Annotated in this window: 18 protein-coding genes; 11 read left to right on the plus strand and 7 right to left on the minus strand. The window is 66.3% G+C overall.

The genetic code is table 11. The features are described from left to right. Positions 1-63 precede the first annotated feature (63 nt). Both IFT63_RS09095 and IFT63_RS09100 read left to right on the plus strand, forming a co-directional pair. Positions 64-1,002, plus strand: coding sequence for a DUF2272 domain-containing protein (locus tag IFT63_RS09095; protein ID WP_192083884.1), 939 nt, complete (start codon positions 64-66; stop codon positions 1,000-1,002). A gap of 684 nt (positions 1,003-1,686) precedes the next feature. Next, positions 1,687-2,037 (plus strand): DUF3301 domain-containing protein, encoded by a 351-nt coding sequence (locus IFT63_RS09100; RefSeq protein WP_182655452.1) that lies wholly within the window; start codon positions 1,687-1,689, stop codon positions 2,035-2,037. A 40-nt stretch (positions 2,038-2,077) separates the two neighbouring features. Here the strand turns inward: IFT63_RS09100 and IFT63_RS09105 are convergent, their stop codons facing one another. From IFT63_RS09105 to IFT63_RS09135, 7 genes are all read right to left on the minus strand, one after another. Continuing rightward, the gene (locus tag IFT63_RS09105) at positions 2,078-2,548 is read right to left on the minus strand and encodes a ClpXP protease specificity-enhancing factor (protein WP_192083885.1); all 471 of its coding nucleotides are present in this window, start codon (positions 2,546-2,548) and stop codon (positions 2,078-2,080) included. A gap of 77 nt (positions 2,549-2,625) precedes the next feature. Further along, positions 2,626-3,261 (minus strand): glutathione S-transferase N-terminal domain-containing protein, encoded by a 636-nt coding sequence (locus tag IFT63_RS09110; RefSeq protein WP_192083886.1) that lies wholly within the window; start codon positions 3,259-3,261, stop codon positions 2,626-2,628. A gap of 162 nt (positions 3,262-3,423) precedes the next feature. After that, positions 3,424-4,173, minus strand: a complete 750-nt coding sequence (locus IFT63_RS09115; RefSeq protein WP_192083887.1) for a cytochrome c1 — start codon at positions 4,171-4,173, stop codon at positions 3,424-3,426. Beyond that, positions 4,166-5,425: a cytochrome bc complex cytochrome b subunit gene (locus IFT63_RS09120; RefSeq protein WP_192083888.1), complete on the minus strand. Its 1,260-nt coding sequence runs from the start codon at positions 5,423-5,425 to the stop codon at positions 4,166-4,168. The genes IFT63_RS09115 and IFT63_RS09120 overlap by 8 nt, the downstream gene beginning before the upstream one ends. Beyond that, the gene (gene petA, locus IFT63_RS09125) at positions 5,425-6,045 is read right to left on the minus strand and encodes a ubiquinol-cytochrome c reductase iron-sulfur subunit (RefSeq protein ID WP_192083889.1); all 621 of its coding nucleotides are present in this window, start codon (positions 6,043-6,045) and stop codon (positions 5,425-5,427) included. The genes IFT63_RS09120 and petA overlap by 1 nt, the downstream gene beginning before the upstream one ends. 150 nt (positions 6,046-6,195) lie before the next feature. After that, positions 6,196-7,155 (minus strand): lytic transglycosylase domain-containing protein, encoded by a 960-nt coding sequence (locus IFT63_RS09130; RefSeq protein ID WP_192083890.1) that lies wholly within the window; start codon positions 7,153-7,155, stop codon positions 6,196-6,198. A 47-nt stretch (positions 7,156-7,202) separates the two neighbouring features. Further along, on the minus strand, positions 7,203-8,177 hold the full coding sequence (locus IFT63_RS09135) for a WYL domain-containing protein (RefSeq protein WP_192083891.1): 975 nt from the start codon (positions 8,175-8,177) through the stop codon (positions 7,203-7,205). A gap of 75 nt (positions 8,178-8,252) precedes the next feature. On the opposite strand from IFT63_RS09135, the gene IFT63_RS09140 reads away from it, so the two are divergent. The 9 genes from IFT63_RS09140 (at position 8,253) to IFT63_RS09180 (ending at position 16,382) form a co-directional block, all read left to right on the plus strand. Beyond that, entirely contained in the window at positions 8,253-8,873 is a 621-nt protein-coding gene (locus IFT63_RS09140) for a glutathione S-transferase family protein (RefSeq protein WP_192083892.1), read from the plus strand. A 178-nt stretch (positions 8,874-9,051) separates the two neighbouring features. After that, entirely contained in the window at positions 9,052-10,473 is a 1,422-nt protein-coding gene (miaB, locus tag IFT63_RS09145) for a tRNA (N6-isopentenyl adenosine(37)-C2)-methylthiotransferase MiaB (protein ID WP_192083893.1), read from the plus strand. A gap of 227 nt (positions 10,474-10,700) precedes the next feature. Beyond that, positions 10,701-11,687 carry a PhoH family protein gene (locus IFT63_RS09150; protein ID WP_192083894.1) on the plus strand — a complete coding sequence of 329 codons (987 nt, stop codon included), beginning with the start codon at positions 10,701-10,703 and terminating at the stop codon, positions 11,685-11,687. After that, positions 11,684-12,169 carry an rRNA maturation RNase YbeY gene (gene ybeY / locus IFT63_RS09155; RefSeq protein WP_042614395.1) on the plus strand — a complete coding sequence of 162 codons (486 nt, stop codon included), beginning with the start codon at positions 11,684-11,686 and terminating at the stop codon, positions 12,167-12,169. Before IFT63_RS09150 ends, ybeY begins: the two co-directional genes overlap by 4 nt. A gap of 79 nt (positions 12,170-12,248) precedes the next feature. Continuing rightward, complete coding sequence (locus tag IFT63_RS09160) at positions 12,249-12,443, plus strand: hypothetical protein (RefSeq protein ID WP_042614394.1); 195 nt, start codon at positions 12,249-12,251, stop codon at positions 12,441-12,443. A 92-nt stretch (positions 12,444-12,535) separates the two neighbouring features. Continuing rightward, a complete protein-coding gene (locus IFT63_RS09165) occupies positions 12,536-13,090 on the plus strand; it encodes a hypothetical protein (protein WP_192083895.1) in 555 nt (184 codons plus the stop codon). A gap of 110 nt (positions 13,091-13,200) precedes the next feature. Beyond that, complete coding sequence (locus tag IFT63_RS09170) at positions 13,201-14,082, plus strand: transporter associated domain-containing protein (RefSeq protein ID WP_042614392.1); 882 nt, start codon at positions 13,201-13,203, stop codon at positions 14,080-14,082. A gap of 65 nt (positions 14,083-14,147) precedes the next feature. After that, positions 14,148-15,350, plus strand: a complete 1,203-nt coding sequence (locus tag IFT63_RS09175; RefSeq protein ID WP_249404437.1) for a DUF4105 domain-containing protein — start codon at positions 14,148-14,150, stop codon at positions 15,348-15,350. Between the two features lie 15 nt (positions 15,351-15,365). Beyond that, positions 15,366-16,382, plus strand: a complete 1,017-nt coding sequence (locus IFT63_RS09180) for a magnesium and cobalt transport protein CorA (protein ID WP_192083897.1) — start codon at positions 15,366-15,368, stop codon at positions 16,380-16,382. Positions 16,383-16,421: the final 39 nt, after the last annotated feature.

Below are 16,421 nucleotides of genomic sequence, written 5' to 3' on the forward strand. Positions count from 1 at the left end.
ATGCACCCGCTATTCACGTGCACACTGAGACGCTGCGCCCATCCCCCTTCTGCGGAGCACCGCATGCGCCGGTTGCTGCTTGCCTGCCTGTTGCCCTTCTCCGCGCTCGGCCTGTCCAGCGTCAGCACTGACGCTGCGGCCGCCGAAGCCTGCGATGTGCCGCCACCCTACGGACTCAGTCCGCTCGCGCTGTCCATCCGCCAGACCGCCTGCAATGAACACCGTCTGTGGTTCCGTCCGTTCATCGACCGCGAAGGGCGCGCCGCCAGCCTGGCGGTGACCGAAGCGGAGAATGAGCACCTTGCCGACAACGGCCTGATTGCCTGGCGACGGGTCTCTGGTTACTGGCGCGACAGCGGCACCTTGAATGCGATGGGCGCCATTCCCGGCGCCAGCAGCTGCATCGCCCCGTTGGGATCGCGCTACACCGACAGCGACTGCCGCGCCTTCCTGATCGACAACCCCTGGTCGGCTGCCTTCATTTCCTGGGTAATGGTGCGCGCCGGGGTTCCCGGCTTCAACGCCTCCCCGCGCCACATCGATTACATCCGGGCTGCCTACAACGGTGCAGCGCCTTATCGCCTCGCCGATCCGGCAGCGGAAAAGCCAGCGGTCGGCGACCTGTTGTGTTTCCTGCGCGACCGCCGCGAGACCCTGACGTACACCGGCCTGGTGCAGGCACTCGGCAATGGCTCGGTGGGCCACTGGAAGTCGCATTGCGAGGTGGTGGTGTCGGCCAACATGGGCGGTGACCGGACGCTGTACCTGGTCGGCGGCAACGTGCTCAATACCGTGGCGATGCGCATGCTGATGCTGGACCGCAGTGGCCGCATCGAGCTGCCCACCAAGCGCGACGCCGAGCCGGATGGAATCGCGGCGACCTGCACGCCGGGGCGCGAAGAGGAATGCAGCTTCAACCGCCAGGATTGGGCGGCGTTGTTGAAGCTGACGGCGGCGGCGCCGATGCAGTCCCCTTTGCCGGTGGCTGCACCTGCGGAGTGAGGGTCGAACGGGTGAGACCCCCTCGCGGGTGGCTTGAAAGCCGCAGCTGGGGGTGGGCCGGGCGGCGGGGCTGGGCGGGGGACGGCAAAAGCCGCCCCTCCGGGGTCCGGCCCAGCCGCTGGGCGGCTGTGCGTTCGGGCGCTTGCGAAGCGGTGCTTCGCAAGCAAAGCGCCCTCACCCATGCGGGCCTCGTTTCGCGCCATCCATGGCGCGGGTACACGCCATCGCATTCGCGCTGCCGCTCCCACGCCTTGCTGCGCAAACCGCGGGCCCCGTCTCACCAACACCCACACCCCGCCGCTTCGCGGCCGCCCCTGACTCAGGGGCTCCCTCCACCAGACGGGCCCATGAGGCTTGGTAGCGCCGACCCATGGTCGGCGGAATCTGTCCGGGGCGGTCAGCAAAGAGCCGCCGACCATGGGTCGGCGCTACCCAGGCCACCATGGACCTGTCGAAGGCGGGGCGGGGTAGCTGCGCAGGACCGTCTTTTCGCATGGATGCGAAAAGCGAGCCTACACGGACGTACTTGCGGCGTGTCCTGCACAGCTGCCCCGCCCCGCCAGCACAAAGCCCTGCAGCTGTTGACGTTGACGTTCGCTTCGAAGCCCGCGCGCAGCGCGACGCTTGAACTACGCCACCCACTGCACCATCTTGTGGGTTCCTACTTCAATCAGTACGCCGACCATGCCCACCCTGATCCTGCTGATGATCGTCGGCGCCTGTGGCTACGCCTTCTGGAATTCGTCGCGCGCGGCAGCCGAGCGTGCCGGCGTGCTCGGGCGCAACGCCTGCAAGGCCGCCGATGTGCAGTGGCTGGACCAAAGCGTGCATGCGATCGGCCTGAAAGTGGCACGCGGCGACGACGGCCGCCTCTGCTTCGAGCGCACCTTCAAGTTCGAATATTCGTATGACGGCATCGATCGCCATGTAGGCAGAATGGTCCTGCGCGGCGATGAACTGGTGTCCTTCAGCGGTCCCGGCGCGGCGCGGATCAGCGCGATCCGCCCCGACGTGGATGACGCCGAAGACGTCTGAGGGTGCGAAGGAAGCGGCCATCGCCGCTCCTCCGTCAGGATTACTTCACCACGCGCAGCTGCGGACGGCCGGACGGGCGCGGTGGCGGATTGCCGTCCGGCGGCGTGTCATCCGGCGTACCGTCGGCCTCGGCCGACACGTCTTCCAGCGTCACTTCATCCTCGGCCGATTCCGCACCGATGATGTCGTCAGGCAGCGCCATGCCCTGCCCGGTCTCGCGCGCGTATACGGCCAGCACGGCGCTGATTGGCACCTGCACCGCAAAGCTCACGCCGGAAAAACGGGCCGAGAAGCTGACCGACTCGTTGTCGATCACCAACCCCACCACCGCACGTTCGGCGATGTTCAACACCACGCGGCCGTCCTTGATGCTGGACGGCGGCACCTGCACGCCAGCCACGCCGGCATCCACCAGGATGTGCGGGGTCAGCTGGTTGTCATTGATCCATTCCACCAGGGCGCGCAACAGGTACGGGCGGTGGCTGGTCATCCGGAAGAATTCGTCAGTCATGCGTGAAGTGTACGCGCACGCCCCCCTGCGTGGCAGGGGAGCGGGCGAAGTGTTGGGTAAACAGTCGGGAAGTGCGGTCAGCCCGGCAGGTCGCGCAGCTTCTTTTCCTGCTCGGTCAGACTGCGGATGAAGCCAGGATGGCGGAAAATCCGGTTGCCGTAATCCTCGATCGCCTTGCCGTCCTTCGGCAGCGGCACATCCAGCGCCTGCAGGCGCCAGATGATCGGCGCGACCGCACAGTCGGCCAGGGTCATTTCAGGATTCAGGAAGAACTTGCTGGCCTTGAACAGCGGCACCGCGCTGGTCAGCAGTTCCTTCAATCGTTTGCGGCCGGCTTCGGCCTGGGTCTTGTTGCCCAGCTGGATGGCCTGCACCTGCGGCACCCAGTCATGCTCGATGCGCAGCATCGCAAGGCGGATGCGCGCACGCGACAGCGGATCGACCGGCATCAACGGCGGATGCGGATAGCGCTCATCAAGGTATTCGCTGACCACCGACGCCGCATACAGCACCAGCTCGCGCTCCACCAGGGTGGGCACGGAGTGATAGGGGTTGAGGTCGATCAGGTCTTCGGGTGGATGTTGCGGATCCACCGGCACAAGGTCATAGGTGACGCCCTTGGCCGCAAGGACCAGACGTACCCGGTGACAGAGCACATCGTCGTTCGAGGAAAACAGCGTCAGGGTATTACGCATGCGTACGCTCGCCGCCATCAAAGGCTCTCCAACGACAGGAGTCCGCCTGCCGCATCGGCGCTGCCGGACCATTTCCGACAGTCGACTCTTTCCCGAGTGTGCAACCGACGCTCACAAAAGCCAATAGGCCAACGGTATTGGGCCACGCATCAACGTAGTCGACCGCGCATGCCGCAGCCGTCAATGGACATCCTTCCAGTAATCCTTCTTCAGCAGGTACAGCAGGAAGGTCAGGAAGGCCAGGAACAGCACTACCCAGACCCCCAGCTGCTGGCGCTTGAGCGCGGCCGGTTCGCCGGCGTAGGCCAGGAAGTTGGTGATGTCACGCACGGCCTGGTCGTATTGCCCTGGATCCACATTGCCCGGCGCGCGCAGCTCCAACGCCAGCACCGGCGGATCCAGCCCCGGCGCTTCCGGCTTGCCATGCACAGCATGCTGCAGGCCCTGCATCTGCCAGAGCGGATTGGGCATGGAGGCATTGGGGAACACGGTGTTGTTCCAGCCCAACGGACGGCTGCTGTCCAGGTAGAACGACTTCAGATACGTGTAGACCCAGTCCGGCCCGCGCACCCGTGAGATCAGGCTGAGGTCGGGGGGCATCTTGCCGAACCACTTTTCCGCTTCGGCCTTGGGCATCGATACCGGCACTGGATCGCCAATCGCCGAGCCGGTGAAGTTGAGGTTGTTCATCACCTCTTCTTCGGTCAGGCCAAGGTCGGCGGCCATGCGCGAGTAACGCAGATATTTCAGCGCATGGCAGCTGGAGCAGTAGTTCATGTACAGCTGCGCGCCGCGCTGCAGGGACGCGCGATCACCCAGGTCGTTGCCGGCCTGCAGCATCTTCGCCGTGCCTTCGGCGGCAGCGCCCAGGCCGCTTGCCAGCAGCATCGTGGCCACCAGGGCCATCCGCACCATCCAGCGCTCAGTCATGCGTGGTCACCCTTTCCGGTACCGGCTTGGTCTTGTCCAGTCGTGTCCATATCGGCATGGTGAGGAAGAAGGCGAAATACAGGAAGGTCAGCACCCGACCCACCCAGGTTTCCCACACCGCCGTACCCGGGCCCGAACCGATCACCCCCAGCCAGATGAAGCACACCACCAGTACGCCCAGCATCACCTTGGACATCCACCCGCGGTAGCGCACCGATTTGACCTTGCACTTGTCCAGCCAGGGCACCAGGAACAGGATCGCGATCGCCGAGAACATCACGATCACCCCGCCCAGCTTGTTCGGGATCACCCGCAACATCGCGTAGTAAGGGGTGTAATACCAGACCGGCTTGATGTGTTCGGGGGTCACCAGGCGGTTGGCCTCGGTGAAGTTGTCGTGCTCCAGGAACTGCCCGCCGAAGGCCGGTGCGAAGAAGATGATGAAGGCGGCGATGACCAGCAGGAATCCGGCCCCTACCGCATCCTTCATCGTGTAATACGGGTGGAACGGGATGCCATCGGTGGGCGCGGTCGGCGACCAGCGGTTGCCCTTCGGCCCCTTCTTGATCTCCACGCCATCGGGATTGTTCGACCCGACCTCGTGCAGAGCGCCCAGGTGCAGCACCACCAGCAGCAGCAGCACCAAAGGCAGGGCGATGACGTGCAGGGCGAAGAACCGGTTGAGCGTGGCGTCGCTGGGCAGGTAGTCGCCCATGATCCATTCGGTCAGTCCGTTGCCGATCACCGGAATGGCGCCGAACAACGAAATGATCACCTTCGCGCCCCAGAACGACATCTGGCCCCACGGCAGCACGTAGCCCATGAAGGCTTCGGCCATCAGCACCAGGTAGATCAGCATGCCGAGGATCCACACCAGTTCGCGCGGCTTCTGGTAACTGCCGTACAGCAGCCCGCGGAACATGTGCAGGTAGACCACGATGAAGAACAGCGAGGCACCGGTGGAGTGCATGTAGCGGATCAGCCAGCCCCACTCCACGTCGCGCATGATGTATTCGACCGAAGCGAAGGCTTCGGCCGCGCTGGTCTTGTAGTGCATCGTCAGGAAGATGCCGGTGACGATCTGGTTAACCAGGATCAGCATCGCCAGCGAGCCGAAGTAGTACCAGATGTTGAAGTTCTTCGGCGCGTAGTACTCGCTGACGTGCTTGCGGTACACCGGCATCAGCCCCGGCGCGCGCGCGTTGACCCACTCGGCGACACCGCTGGCGGTGCGGGCAAGGATGTTGGCCATCAGGCAGTTCCCTCCGGGTCCACGCCGATGATCAGGGTGTTGTCATCCTGGTAGTGATGCGGCGGCACCAGCAGGTTGGTCGGGGCCGGCACATCATTGAAGACCCGCCCGGACATGTCGAAACGCGACTTGTGGCAGGGGCAGAAATAACCGCCCTTCCACTGCGCGTCATACGGTTCGGGGCGGATCTCGGCGACCATTTCCGGCGAACACCCCAGGTGCGTGCACAGCCCGACCAGCACCGACACCGCCGGCTTGATCGAGCGCAGCTCCGGGTTTTCCTTCAGCACATACTCCGGTTGCTGGTCCTGGACGCTGGATTCGGGATCCTTCAGCCGGCCATCCAGGCCGGGCAGCGCTTCGAGCACCGCCTTGGACCGCTTGACGATCCAGATGGGCTGCCCGCGCCACTCCAGGATCAGCCGTTGGCCTTCCTGCAGGGCACTGATGTCAGCGGTGATCGGTGCACCGGCCAATTTGGCACGCGCACTGGGATTCCAGGACTTGATGAAAGGAACTGCGACGAAACCGACGCCGACTGCACCGACCACCGCCGTGGTGGCAGAAAGGAAACGGCGACGTCCATGGTTCACTGGATCGTATACCCCATCGTTGGCCATCCGGCACTCCGATATTGATTAGGTAGCTTTAAGGCTGCCGGCAACCTGGTGGGGGCCAGGCTGCTTTGAATCTGAAACGAGTGTAGCGAAACGTTTGTCGCGGTCAATGTGCCAATGCAGCAGCGCGACGCCGCTGGACCGGCCGTGCAGCTACTGGTTGCTTGCCAGCGCTCCCCGGTAGCGTTCGGCAAGCTGCCCTACCCGCTGCACGTAGTAGCGCGTTTCACTATAGGGCGGCACGCCGCCATGCCGGTCCACCGCGCCTTCGCCAGCGTTGTAGCCGGCGGCGGCAAGCGTCAGGTCGCCATTAAAGCGCTTCAACAACCAGGACAGGTACTGCACCCCGCCGCGGATGTTCTGCGCCGCATCATAGGAGTCGGTGACGCCGAAGCGTGCGGCGGTCGGCGGCATCAGCTGCATCAGGCCCTGCGCGCCGGCGCGGCTGAGCGCGGTCGGGTTGTAGGCCGATTCGGCATGGATGATCGCGCGCACGATGGCTTCTTCCACGCCGTACTGGCGGGCCGCCGCGGCGATCTCGGCCTGGAAGGCGGTGGTGTTCAGACGTACCGAGCCGAAATTGACACCCGGCCGGGTGCCGCAGGCGAAACACCGCTCGATGAAGCTGTAACGGATGGTGCGCACCTGTTCCAGGCTGGCGACCTGCCGCGAAGGACGTGCGCTGGTGTAATGACGCACGCCGTCCTGCATGTAGGAATAGACTTGGCCGCTGACCACGCGCCCTGCCTTGTTCTGCGGCTTGGGCGCTGCGACCGGGGCCGCTGCCGGGGTGACGGAAGGTGAAGCGATCACCGCGGCGGTGGTGCTGGCGACCGCCGTGGCCGCGCCCATCATCCCGACCGGGACCGCGCCGGCGGCCGGCGATTCACGCGGAGCGGCCACCGCAACCGGCGCCGCAGGGGCCACCACCGGTCGTGGCGCGCGGCTGTCGCGGGTGTAGCTGATGACGCTGCATTGGGCCCCGGCCAAGCGCTTGCTGACATAGCTGGGCACGCCGTCAGCACCGACGCACTTGTATAGATTGCCGGCACTGGCCGGCACGGCAACCAGTGCAGCAACGATGAGCGCCGCGATCCCCAAGATCCCCTTCATGGGCGCGAGTGTCCCAGCTTGTGCGGCCCTTGCCAAGCACGTTCCACTCAAACCGGGCGTGAAGATCCCGCATCGGCCATCACCGCGGCCAGCCCGTCCAGGCAGGCGACCATCTCCGCACGCAGCGCCGCAGGCGTCGTCTCGATGCGCAGGGGCCGGATGTCCAGGCTGAGGATCTGGCTGGCCAGCATCGCAGGCGTGTCGGCCCCGACGTGCAGGATGCAGTGTCCCGGCCCCCCTTCCTGCAGCACACCGCACCACGGTGGCACCTGCGGGGCCAACTGGTCGAGCGACCCGGGCAGGTGCACTTCGGCCTTCAGCACGAAGGGCGCCTGGCTGACCGCCTGGTGCACCGCCACTTCCGGCGGCACCGAGAGCGCGCGACGCATGCCCTGCCCCGGCAACGACTGCAGGCCACTGATACGGTCCACGCGCAGGGTGCGCCAGTCGGCCCGGCCGTGGTCCCAGGCCAGCAGGTACCAGCAGCGGCCGTAGTTCACCAGATGCTGGGCATCGACCCGGCGATGCGTGGCTGCGCCGCCATGGCTCAGGTAATCGAAGGCCAGCGGCGCGGCCTGCCGGCAGGCCACCGCCAGCTTGCCCAGCAGCTGGCCGTCGACGCTTGGCTTCTGCGACAGGGTGGCTGTGGCGGCATGGATCTCGCCGGCCTGCTGGCGCCGGCGGCTGGGCACCAGCGGGTCCAGCTTGGTCAACACCGAACGCGCGGTGTCCTCCATGCCGGCCATGCTGGAGGCCGCCGCGCGCAGGGCCAGGGCGATGGCGGTGGCCTCTTCTTCTTCCAGCAGCAGCGGCAGCAACGGTCCGCCGGCGCCCATCCGGTAGCCCCCGCCTACCCCGGAAGATGCCCGCACCGGATAGCCCAGCTCCCGCAGCCGCTGGATGTCACGGCGGATGCTGCGCTGGTCTACCTGCATGCGCTCGGCGAGCTCGCCCCCGGACCAGTGCTGCCGGGCCTGCAGCAGGGCGATCAGGCGCAACAGGCGATGGGCGGTATGCGACATAGCGCGGGCTATCGAGGTCAGAAGTTGTCCGCGATAGTGCGCCACCATGGCTGCTCATTCCACTGGATCTCGACCATGACCACGCGCCACGTCACCCTGTATCACGCCTCCCCGTCGCGTTCGAGCGGGGTGCTGGTCCTGCTCGAAGCCCTCGGCGCGGATTACGCGCTGGAACTGCTCAGCCTGAAGGAAGGCGACAACCTGGCGCCGGCTTACCTTGCCCTCAATCCCATGGGCAAGGTGCCTGCGATCGTGCATGACGGCGTGCTGGTGACCGAGCAGGTCGCGGTCTACCAGTACCTGGCCGAGCTGTACCCGGAGGCCGGGCTGGCCCCACCGGCAGGTGATCGGCTGCGCGGTCCGTTCCTGCGCTGGCTGGCGTTCTATGGTTCGTGTTTCGAGCCGGCGATGGTCGACAAAGCGATGAAGCGCGATCCGGCGCCTCGCGGCATATCGCCTTATGTGGATGCGGAAACCGTGCTGGCCGTGGTGGAAGAGCAGCTGCAGCGGGGGGATTACCTGCTGGGTGAGCGCCTGTCCGCAGCGGACTTCCTGTGGGGCAGCGCGCTGGGCTGGATGAGCGGGTTCGGCCTGCTGCAGCCCGGTCCGGCCACGGCGGCGTACATCGCCCGGATGGCCGCACATCCGGCTGTTCTGCGCGGAAAAGCGCTGGACGCGGGGCTGGCAGCGGCCTGAGCGCGCGACCCCGGCCACGGCCCGCTGCGCTCGCCGACCATGGGTCGGCGCTACCTTCGCCGACGTGGTAGCGCCGAGCCGTGCTCGGCGGAATCCCGCCGACCATGGGGCGGCGCTACCGGGGCCGTGGCTCCGGTAAACTACGGGGCCATCACCCCACCCGCCTGGATTGATCGCCATGACCGGGACGCCAGACGTCTTCCTGCCCGCCGCTGCGGGCGATACCCCGCTGATTGCCCTGCCCACCGGGCCGTGCAAGCCCGGCACGGTGCGCGGCAAGCTGTACATCAAGACCCACGGGTGCCAGATGAACGAGTACGACTCGGCCAAGATGGCCGACGTGCTCGCCGCCAGCGACGGGCTGGAGCTGACCGATCGGCCCGAAGAGGCCGACGTGATCCTGGTCAACACCTGCTCCATCCGCGAAAAAGCCCAGGAGAAGGTCTTCAGCCAGCTCGGCAACTGGAAGGCGTTCAAGAACAACGGCCGCGACGTGATCATCGGCGTGGGCGGCTGCGTGGCCTCGCAGGAAGGTGAAGCGATCATCAAGCGCGCGCCCTACGTGGACCTGGTGTTCGGGCCGCAGACCCTGCACCGCCTGCCGGAGTTGATCCGCGCACGTCGCGAGCAGAACCGTCCGCAGGTCGACATCAGCTTCCCGGAGATCGAGAAGTTCGACAACCTGCCCGCCCCGCGTGCCGAAGGCGCGTCGGCGTTCGTGTCGATCATGGAAGGCTGCTCCAAGTACTGCTCGTTCTGCGTGGTGCCCTACACCCGCGGCACGGAAGTCAGCCGCCCGTTCGAGGACGTGGTGGTGGAAGTGGCCGAACTGGCCGCGCAGGGCGTGCGTGAGATCAACCTGCTCGGCCAGAACGTCAACGCCTACCGTGGCCCCTACGGCGAAGGCGAGTTCGCCGACCTGGGACTGCTGATCCGCACCATCGCCGAAATCGACGGCATCGGGCGCATCCGCTTCACCACCTCGCATCCACTTGAGTTCAGCGATTCGCTGGTGGACGCCTTCCGCGACGTACCGCAGCTGGCCAACTTCCTGCACCTGCCGGTGCAGGCGGGCAGCGACCGCGTGCTGTCGGCGATGAAGCGCGGCTACACCGCGCTGGAATTCAAGTCGAAGATCCGCAAGCTGCGCGCGGTGCGCCCGGATATCTCGATCAGCTCGGATTTCATCGTCGGCTTCCCGGGCGAGACCGACGCGGACTTCGAGAAGACCATGAAACTGATCGAAGACATCGGCTTCGACCAGAGTTTTTCCTTCATCTATTCGCGTCGTCCGGGCACCCCGGCGGCGGACCTGGAAGACACGATCAGCGATACCGAAAAACATGCCCGGCTGTCGCGCCTGCAGGCGCGCATCAACGCGCACGCAGCCGGCATTTCCGAGCGTATGGTCGGCACGGTGCAGTCGGTACTGGTGGAAGGTCCTTCGCGCAAGGATCCCAACGAACTGAGCGGCAAGACCGAGAACATGCGCACGGTCAACTTCGCCGCACCGCCGCGGCTGGTAGGTCAGTTCGTCGATGTGCTGATCACCGAGGCGTACGCCAATTCGCTGCGCGGACGGGTGGTGGAGCGCGCCTGAGCGGTCCGGCAGGCGCTGCGCTGGCGAGGAAATGACCAGCACCTCGCCAGCGTTCTCCTCACTGGCTTTGCGCGGCTTATCCACACCTTCTTCGCATGCCCGCCCACAGTGCCTGTGGAAAGCAGGCCGGAGCCGCGATGCGGTGGCGGTCCGTGCATGACAGCGCTACTCTGTTGTCCCATTCCAAGCCCTGCGGCACGGTCGTCCCGGCGGTGCCGCCTGATGCAATGACCGCACTTGCCCATCGCGATTTCACCCTGTCCCCGGAAGACACCGAACGGCTTGCCAATCTGAGCGGCCCCTTCGATGGCCACCTGCGCCAGATCGAACTGAAACTCGGCGTGGAGATCGCCAACCGCGCCCACGTGTTCCGCATCACCGGACCGGCCGAAGCCGCCGCCGAAGCCCAGAAGCTGGTCGAGGCCCTTTACGAAGAGGCCGCCGAAGTCACCTTCGACAGCCAGGCCATCCACCTGCGGCTGAACCAGGCCAACGTGGAGCACATCGCCGAGCGCGCCTACGAGGCGCAGGACGTGGCGATCAAGGTCAAGCGCGGCACGGTGCGCGGACGCGGTGCCAACCAGGCCCGCTACCTGCACCAGATCGCCGCGCATGACATCAATTTCGGCATCGGCCCGGCCGGTACCGGCAAGACTTTCCTGGCCGTGGCCAGCGCGGTGGAAGCACTGAACGAATCGCGCGTGCAACGGTTGATCCTGGTGCGCCCGGCAGTGGAAGCCGGCGAGAAGCTCGGCTTCCTGCCCGGCGACCTGACCCAGAAGGTCGACCCGTACCTGCGCCCGCTGTATGACGCGCTGTATGAAATGCTGGGCGTGGAGAAGGTCGTCAAGCTGCTGGAAAAGAACGTGATCGAGATCGCGCCGCTGGCCTATATGCGCGGCCGCACGCTCAACGACGCGTTCGTGATCCTGGACGAAGCACAGAACACCACCATCGAACAGATGAAGATGTTCCTGACCCGGCTGGGCTATGGCTCCACCGCCGTGGTCACCGGCGACCTGACCCAGACCGACCTGCCCAAGCATGTGAAGTCCGGCCTGCGCGATGCCATCGACGTGCTGCGTGATGTCGAAGGGGTGAGCTTCACCTTCCTGGAGGCCCGCGATGTCGTGCGCCATCCGCTGGTGGCCCGTATCGTCACCGCATACGACCGTCGCGACCTGCACGAAATCCAGCCCGGAGCCACCCCATGACCAAGGGTCCGGTCCGCCTTGATGTCGCGGTCAGCTACGCCCTGCCCCGCACCGGGTTGCCCTCGGCGGTGAGTTTCCGGAAGTGGGTGGCGGCGGCGCTGAAAGGCCGCATCCGCGAGGCGGATCTTGCCATCCGGCTGGTCGATGCCAAGGAAGGTCAATCCCTCAACCGCCACTACCGCGGCAAGGATTACGCCACCAACGTGCTCAGCTTCCCGGCCGAACTGCCCGAAGGCCTGCCGAAGGGGGTGAAGTTCCCGCTGCTGGGCGACCTGGTGATCTGCGCGCCGGTGGTGGCACGCGAAGCCGACGAACAGGCCAAGGCGCTCAACGCCCACTATGCGCACCTTACCGTGCACGGGGTGCTGCACCTGCTCGGCTGGGACCACGAGGACGACAAGGAAGCCGACGCGATGGAACAGCTGGAGCGCGAGATCCTGGCCGAGCTCGGCATTTCCGATCCCTATGCCGGCGAGCGCTGAAGCTGTCGCTGACGGCTCTTCCGTAGGCCATGGCGTTCGTGCTTCAATCCCGCGTCGATTTCATGCCAGGAAGGCTGTGATGCTGGAACAACGTCCGACCGCCGTCGCTCCCCTGCTGCTCGTTCTCGGCGCGGCCTGCGCGCTCGGTGCAGGCTGGCTGCCGCTCTCGCCGAACAGCGGCATGGCGGTGACCGCACTGGGTACCGTCGGGGCGGTCCTGGCCGCCGGCCCGGCCTGGCGCTGGTGGACCCGCAGCGAGCAGCGCCTGCGCTGACCAGACAGCACGCCTGGCAGGACACCGTTGGTCGTTACCGGCGGTGCCGCTATCATCGGGAATCCTGCCCAGCGCACGCCCGTTGATTTCCGATGACACTGCCCGCCCGCATCGCCCTGCTGCTCCTGTTGCCTGCACTGCCGGGCGCCGCCGCCGGCGTGGACATTCCGGCGCTGGTCGAGTGCCGCCAGGGAATCGCCGAGCATGCCGCCCTTGGCGCTGCCACCGCCGATCCGTTGAAGGCGGTCGCACTCGGCCTGCAGCCGATGCCACAGCAGAACCAGTTCATGACCGAATTCCGCCTGGCCAACCCCGCCACGGTGTTCGGCCGGCAGACCGACCGCATCGCGCTGGCCGGCGCCAGCGTCATGGCCGTGCTCGATCTGCCCGATCCGCGGCCGTTGGCCGGTGAATTGAAGCTGGAGACCGCCTACGACGCCGACGGCAAGTTCATGGCCGGGCGTGAAGTCGTCAGCCGCGACACCACCGATCCGAGGACCGGTGAGCCGATGATCGAATCGATCATCCTCAGCGTGTCCACCGTCCGCAGCCATCCTGGGCAGACCCTGGCGGGCTGCACTTACAGCCTGGACCTGCCGGCGGAAGAAGCGACCGCCCCCGCCCCGACGGCGTCTGCAGAGGGCTGAACACGGCCTTCGGGCCCTGCCCCGGGCGTCGGCGGCAGACGCGTTGCAGGTCGCGCCATCCTGCTAGACTGCGTCCATCGCCCGGCCTGCCGGGTGCCTTTTTTCCCGAGATGTCTGAAGACGACAGTACAAGCTCCGCACAGGAGCACAGTGAGAAGAAACGCAGCTGGCTTGAGCGCCTGGGTGCTGCGTTTTCCGGTGAACCGCATACGCGCGACCAGCTGGTTGCGGTGCTGCACACAGCACACGAAGACGGCCTGATCGCGGCCGACACCCTGCGCATGATGGAAGGTGCCATTTCGGTCGCCGACCTGACCGTGGGTGACGTCATGATCTCGCGTTCGCAGATGGTGTCGCTGCCGGTGGAGGCCCCGTTCCTGGAGCTGATGCAGCAGGTGGTCGAATCCGGCCATTCGCGCTTCCCGGTGCACGGCGACAACAAGGACGACATCCTCGGCGTGCTGCTGGCCAAGGACCTGCTGCGCGGGGTGGTCGCCGACAACGGTCCGGGCAACATCCGCGAGCTGCTGCGGCCGGCGGTACTGATCCCCGAAGCCAAGCGCCTGAACGTGCTGCTGAAGGAATTCCGCCTTTCGCGCAACCACATGGCGATCGTGGTCGACGAGTACGGCGGTGTCGCCGGGCTGGTCACCATCGAGGACGTGCTGGAACAGATCGTCGGCGAGATCGACGACGAGCACGACGAAGCCGAAGATCCGACCGCCGGCATCGCCATCCAGGCCGACGGCCAGTACGTGGTGGATGCGCTGACTGCCATCGGCGATTTCAACGAGCGCTTCGGCGCCACCTTCCCCGATGACGACTACGACACCATCGGCGGACTGGTCACCGAAGCCATCGGCCACCTGCCAGAAATCGGCGACGAGCTGGCCCTGGACCGCTTCATGTTCCGTGTTGCCCGCGCCGACGCACGTCGCGTGCAGGCCTTCCACGTAACCGTGCTGCCGGCGGACGAGCAGGAAAACGCTTGAACCTTCGCACTGGAACGCTGCTGAGCTGCTGGCTGGCGGTACTGCTGTTGGCCGGCCTGCTGGGTCTGCCCCTGCAGGCGCTGGCGCAGCAGCCCGCTGCCGACCCGGTTGCCAGCGCAGCAGCCAGCGCGGAAGCCGACCCCGCGGTACCGCGCATCGGCGTGGTCACCATGCAACCGGGCACGATCTTCTTCGAGCGCTTCGGCCATGATGCGATCGTAGTGGTCGACCCGGTCAGCGGCGCCGCCACCTCGTACAACTTCGGCTACTTCGACCCCGGTGAGCCTGATTTCGTCAGCCGCTTCGTGCGTGGCGAAATGATGTATTACCTGGTCGCGTTGCCGCTGGAGCAGGACCTGGGCTACTACGACGAGGCCGGCCGCGGCGCCAGCGTGCAGTGGCTCGACCTGGACCCGGCGCAGGCGCGTGCACTGGCCACGGACCTGGCCGAACGTGCCAGGCCGGAGAACGCACGCTACCGCTACGACTACTACACCGCCAACTGCGCCACGATGGTGCGCGACACGCTGGACAAGGCGCTGGACGGCGGCCTGCACGCGCAGCTTTCCGGCCGCTCGCGCGGCAACACCTACCGCAGCGAATCGGTGCGTCTGGCATCACCCGCACCGTGGATGTGGCTCGGCTTCGACCTGGGCCTGGGCCCGTTCGCAGACCAGCCGCTGTCGCGTTGGCAGGAGGCCTTCGTGCCGATGCGGCTGGCCGATGCGCTGCGCCAGGCACGCAACAGCGAAGGGCGTCCGCTGGTGCAGTCCGAACAACAACTGCTGGCCCACCGCATCGATGCCGAACCGGCTGAACGCGCGCGCGCCTGGTGGCCGTGGCTGGTGCTCGGTCTCGGCCTCGGTGCCGGGGTGATCGCGCTGCGTCGGCGGCCGCGCCTGCTGGCCGCGCTGGCGCTGCCGTTCTGGACCTTCAGCACGATCGCTGGCGGCCTGCTGGTGTTCCTGTGGGGCTTCAGCGACCACCACGCCGCGTGGGCCAACCGCAACCTGCTGCAGCTCTCGCCGCTGTGCCTGCTGCTGCTGCCCGGCGCCGTCGCGCTGCTGCGCCGTCGCGCCCCCGGGCGCCTGTTCCGCGTCACCCTGTGGAGCGTGACGATGCTGTCGGTGGCGGGATTGGTGCTGCATTGGCTCAGCCTGCAGGCGCAGTACAACATCCAGTGGATCGTGCTGCTGCTGCCCGTGCACGCCGCGCTGGCCTGGGTCCTGGGCCGACGCCTGCCGCGATTGGCGCTTCACGCACACTGACGCAGGATACGTGGCATGACCCTGCCTGATACCACCGGCCCCGCCCCGCACAACCCCGCGTGCGTCATCAACTGTGTCCATTACGATGATGATGGCAAGCGACACGACATCAGCCTGGATGCGATCAGCGACGTGATCGCCAGCGGCAACGGCTTCGTATGGGTCGGCCTGTACGATCCTGCCGATTCGGTCCTGTTGAAGCTGCAGGAAGAATTCGGCCTGCACGACCTGGCCATCGAAGACGCGCGCAACGCACACCAGCGGCCGAAGGTGGAGACCTACGGAAACTCGATGTTCGTGGTGGTCACCACCGCGCAGATGGTCGACGAGCGCATCCAGTACGGCGAAACGCACGCCTTCGTGGGGCCTCGCTTCCTGGTCACCGTGCGGCATGGCGCGTCGCTGTCCTATGCACCCGTGCGCGCACGCGTGGAGCGCGAGCCGCACCTGCTGAAGATGGGGCCTTCGTACTGCCTGTACGCGGTGCTGGACTTCGTGGTCGACAACTACCTGCCGATCACCAACCGCTTCCGCGACACGCTGGAACTGCTGGAAAAAGACATCTTCGCTGACAATTACCGGCGCAGCACCGTGGTGCGCCTGTACGAACTCAAGCGCGAGCTCAACAAGATGCGCATGGCAGTGGCTCCGCTGCAGGACGTACTGTCGGCGCTGAGGCGCTATCCCGCTGAAACCGGGCTGGTGCCCGATGAGGTCAAGCTGTACATCCGCGACGTGCACGACCATGCCGTGCGGATCAGCGATGTCATCGACACGCTGCGCGAGATGCTGGGCACCGCGCTCAACGTCAACCTGTCACTGGTCACGCTGGCGCAGGGCGAAACGGTCAAGCGCCTCGGCGCCTGGGCCGCTCTGCTGGCGGCCCCTACGCTGATCACCAGCTGGTATGGCATGAACTTCACCCACATGCCTGAGCTGGACCAACCGTGGGCCTACCCGGCGATGATCGTCGGCGTCGGCGCGGTCTGCGTGGGCCTGTTCCGGCTGTTCAAGCGGGTGCGCTGGCTGTAGGTCAGGCGACGCCGAGCATGGCTCGGCGCTACCGGTTCT

The sequence above is a fragment of the Stenotrophomonas sp. CFBP 13724 genome (assembly GCF_014841975.1).
In the GTDB taxonomy this organism is placed as follows: Bacteria; Pseudomonadota; Gammaproteobacteria; order Xanthomonadales; family Xanthomonadaceae; genus Stenotrophomonas; species Stenotrophomonas lacuserhaii.